Here is a 3,618-nt window from a genome sequence, read left to right as displayed (position 1 = left end):
AGAGTTGAACTTCTTTACCTTTATCATCCAGAACCTTTGGAAAAATCATATCCCCCTCAGTAACTTTATCGAATATTACTGAAGGAGCACTTGCCATATCTGATGCTTTGGCTAACAATTCTTCTTCGGGTTTAGAAAGAGTATGGGGTTTTAATTTTAACAAGGCATCTAAAGCGTGATGATAATCGCTAAAAGCTGGATCCTCCATATATCCCTTGAGAATTGATTCCGATTGACTTAATAACTCTGGCCTTATAAAAGAAACAGAGGCTGCAACTTGGGAATAGAGAGTTTCAGCTCGAGAACTCATTTCTGAGGCAGAGCTGTCATCCTGGTTTTCATCGGCTTTCATATAAGCATAAACGTATAATTTTTCCATTAGCCGGAATAGTTCGTCATTGAATTGTAAACAGGCTAGAACGTTTTCAGCACGAGTTAATTTACCACGAAATTCCTCTATCTTGGGGAGGTATTCATTTTGAATTTTAGAAAAATCCACTTCCCATTCTTTTGGATCAGAATAAATATCACCTAAGTTCCATTGGTATCGTTCTTCAATCTGTTCTCTTGACACAGGTCCCTCCGCTGCTAATACATTAAAATGTAGGGTGTTGAGAATAAGAAAAGAACTAATAAAGCAATAGATAAGAAAAAATAATTTTTTATTCATATTTGAACGGCTCTCCGCCTTCTCCTCCTTTTTAAAGGAATTAATTTATGCTAATTTATTTTAAACAATTAATCAATGCTGAAAAAGAGGTAATTGAATAGCCTTTGATCTTGCACTTTAATAGGAACATTTTTAAAGCATGGCTATTAACGATTATTATAAACAAATCCAATCGGGATATTAAAATATATTTTGATTTTTTACAATTGCTTAAATATGCTTTTATAATAGATTGATTAGAGCAAATCGACGAAGAGAAGATTCATTTAAAAAAACAATGCAATAGACTATTGGTTAAAGAGATCCTCTTTCATAATCTATTATAGTATTAATTATTTAAAAATTATTTACATTTCTAAAAATTCATCAATATAAAGATTTTTATAATTAATTTACCAATTAAGCCGATATAATGTAGTAATATAAGAATAGTAATTAAATTTAGGAGGCGATTTAATGTTTAAAAAAAGTCGTATTATTCTTCTTATCGTTAGTTTAGTAGCAATTTTTACATTATTGCTTGGATGTACTCCGCCCTCACCAACTCCAACACCGACACCACCTGATGATATAGATAGGGCTCGAGATCTGGCTATTGCGAAAGCAAATGATGCCGGAAATACGGTTCCAACCAATATAACCAATTGGGTTAGGGAAACTACACCAGCTTCTATGCCTGGTGGAACTGTTTTGGTGAAATACTCTGGAGTTTCAAATGGAAACTGGTATATCGATATTTCCTATACTTCGGGATTATCATTGGATAATACTGATTATTCCGTAACAATACAGTTTGATGGTATGCCAGCGATTTGGACTGGGGTTATTACTTACGAAGATCTTTACTTACTTTATTAAGAATACGGCAGTTTATATTTAAAAAAGACTTTTGTTAAGTTAAAAAATATAAAAAAGCCTGGGAGATGCAATTTCCCCAGGCTTTTTTATATTAAATCGATTAATGCGCTTTAATGTATTGATACACAGCGCAGTTATTAAGCTGCTCCTCCACTTTTTTACGAATTTCCTCTTTGTCTTTCAGCAGATAATTTTGGTCAAAAAAGGACCAAGCGTTTTCTTCTTGATTTACATAAATATACTGGATAACAACCTGAAGAACACTTGAGAGATATTCTCCAGTACTATCATCATAAGAATCGGGATTTGCTTTAACTTTAGTTATGTATTCTTGGCAATATTGAATATTTTCTTCAATATCTTTTAAAAAGTATTCAGCAAAACGGGGATTGGCAGGAACAAATTGATTTGAAGATTCGTCAAAAGCAAATACCACTGCTGGTAAAGGTGAACAGGCATGAGGCATCCGATCAAAATAATCGAAGGTTAACAAAGTTTGAATAAACTCAGAATTCCCATCCTTATTAATATCTTCTATCACCATACCATATCCAACCGGATATTTTTGACTATCATAAAGAATGGATATCGGAGAAGTAAGCTCAATAATCCAATCGCTCCAGCAACAATGGGCACCGCCAGAAAACTGCTCAACAACCAATTGTTTATCCCGGTTAACAATGAAAGGGTAAAGACCGAATATAGTCATATCTTCAAGATAACCGTTTTCAAATCGCATAATCACTTCATTGTTTTTTTTCAGTACAGCACTCCATTGTTCATCTTGGGGTCCAGGGATTTTCTCTATAGTATAATCATCCAAGGAAAGTGATTTGGTATTATTAAATATTTTATCGAGTGTATTGATTTCCTGTCCAAAAACCATTTCTCCCCAGAATCCCATAGCAGTATAAAGAAAAAAAATAGTTATCAATATAAATAAGGATTTTTTCATTTACTCACACCTTATTATTTCTTGCCCTTTTTAGCTTGGTTTAGCCAATATTGGGCATTTTTGTCTTGGGGTTGCAAGGTCAGATATTTTTCCAAACTTCTCACAGCGGCAGCATAGTCCTCATTTTTCAATTGACTTATCCCGAGCCAATAATAAGCGACCTCTAAACTGGGATTTTCTCTAATTGCGGCTTCAAAAAGTTGAATAGCAGGTAGATGTTGATTTTGAAGATAGGCGTTTTGGGCTTGTTCATATATTTCCCAGGCTTCTTTTCCGTATAATTTCCAATTTTGCATTTTGTTGAGGAAATATTGAGCTTGGGCATTACTTGGATCAAGTTGAATTACCTTTCTCCAAGCCCAAATGGCTTCATCAACCATGTTATTCTCCTGATAGGTTCGAGCTAACCAATACCATGCTTTAGCAAAATCCGGTTTAGATGAAGTTGCGTCAATAAAAAATTGAATAGCATCACCATAGCGACCGGCTTGGTAAAGGTTGTATCCTTGATCAAACATGGTTTGAGCGTAACCTTCAACTGTGTTCTGATCTCCATAATCTATTTCAACTGTATCAAGAGCATAACCCAATCCGGAGAAAATAAAAAACAACAAGAATATACTTAACACAAAGCACCTACCAACATTCCTGTTCATGATATTTAATCTCCTTTCGAAAGGTATTTTATTGACATATTAACATATTTTATAGCTTTGAAACAAAAAACTACATTTTTATGTATTTATTTCAAATGATTAAACTTAGTTAGTCTTTTGATTTTATTAACCATTTTCTTTTTACTTTGTTCCGGAGAGAATGGTTTAGATCAATTCTTATTTTTATATGATTTAAGAAAAGATAATAGAAAAAATTTAACTTGACTTATAAAAAAAATTGAATATGATTTGAATTTGAATGTTTCTATAAAAATGTTATTATAAAAGTTGTTTAATAGCATAGGAGGTCATCTGAATGAAAAGGAATTATTGGATAGTTCTGGTTGTTTCAGTTTTATTACTAACTCTTACCCTGTCTGGATGTTTATGGAAGGCTCTCAGCAGTGGTTCGGGTAGCTCAACACCAACCCCATCACCGACAGCAACACCAAAACCCTCACCAACTCCAACTCCATGCA

The 3,618-nt window shown here is 33.5% G+C and carries 3 protein-coding genes and 1 pseudogene; 1 reads left to right on the top strand and 3 read right to left on the bottom strand.

Annotated elements, in window-relative coordinates; all coding sequences use genetic code 11:
* Positions 1-574, bottom strand: a pseudogene (locus tag PLK24_RS03735) (oligoendopeptidase F); the annotation flags it as partial.
* Between the two features lie 552 nt (positions 575-1,126).
* Here PLK24_RS03735 and PLK24_RS03730 point away from each other — a divergent pair.
* Positions 1,127-1,528: a hypothetical protein gene (locus tag PLK24_RS03730; protein ID WP_324476427.1), complete on the top strand. Its 402-nt coding sequence runs from the start codon at positions 1,127-1,129 to the stop codon at positions 1,526-1,528.
* Positions 1,529-1,628: 100 nt separating this feature from the next.
* Here the strand turns inward: PLK24_RS03730 and PLK24_RS03725 are convergent, their stop codons facing one another.
* A complete protein-coding gene (locus tag PLK24_RS03725) occupies positions 1,629-2,483 on the bottom strand; it encodes a hypothetical protein (protein ID WP_324476426.1) in 855 nt (284 codons plus the stop codon).
* A gap of 14 nt (positions 2,484-2,497) precedes the next feature.
* Entirely contained in the window at positions 2,498-3,139 is a 642-nt protein-coding gene (locus tag PLK24_RS03720; RefSeq protein ID WP_324476425.1) for a tetratricopeptide repeat protein, read from the bottom strand.
* Positions 3,140-3,618 lie beyond the last annotated feature (479 nt).

Source organism: Atribacter sp., assembly GCF_035418125.1.
In the GTDB taxonomy this organism is placed as follows: Bacteria; Atribacterota; Atribacteria; order Atribacterales; family Atribacteraceae; genus Atribacter; species Atribacter allofermentans.
Note: the sequence above shows the minus strand (reverse complement) of the source record. Positions and strands in the feature narration are given on the sequence as shown.

What these genes read in the sequence shown, in the direction of transcription:
- PLK24_RS03720 (WP_324476425.1), bottom strand. Translation starts at nt 3,139, where the DNA reads ATGAACAGGAATGTTGGTAGGTGCTTTGTGTTAAGTATATTCTTGTTG.
- PLK24_RS03730 (WP_324476427.1), top strand. Translation starts at nt 1,127, where the DNA reads ATGTTTAAAAAAAGTCGTATTATTCTTCTTATCGTTAGTTTAGTAGCA.
- PLK24_RS03725 (WP_324476426.1), bottom strand. Translation starts at nt 2,483, where the DNA reads ATGAAAAAATCCTTATTTATATTGATAACTATTTTTTTTCTTTATACT.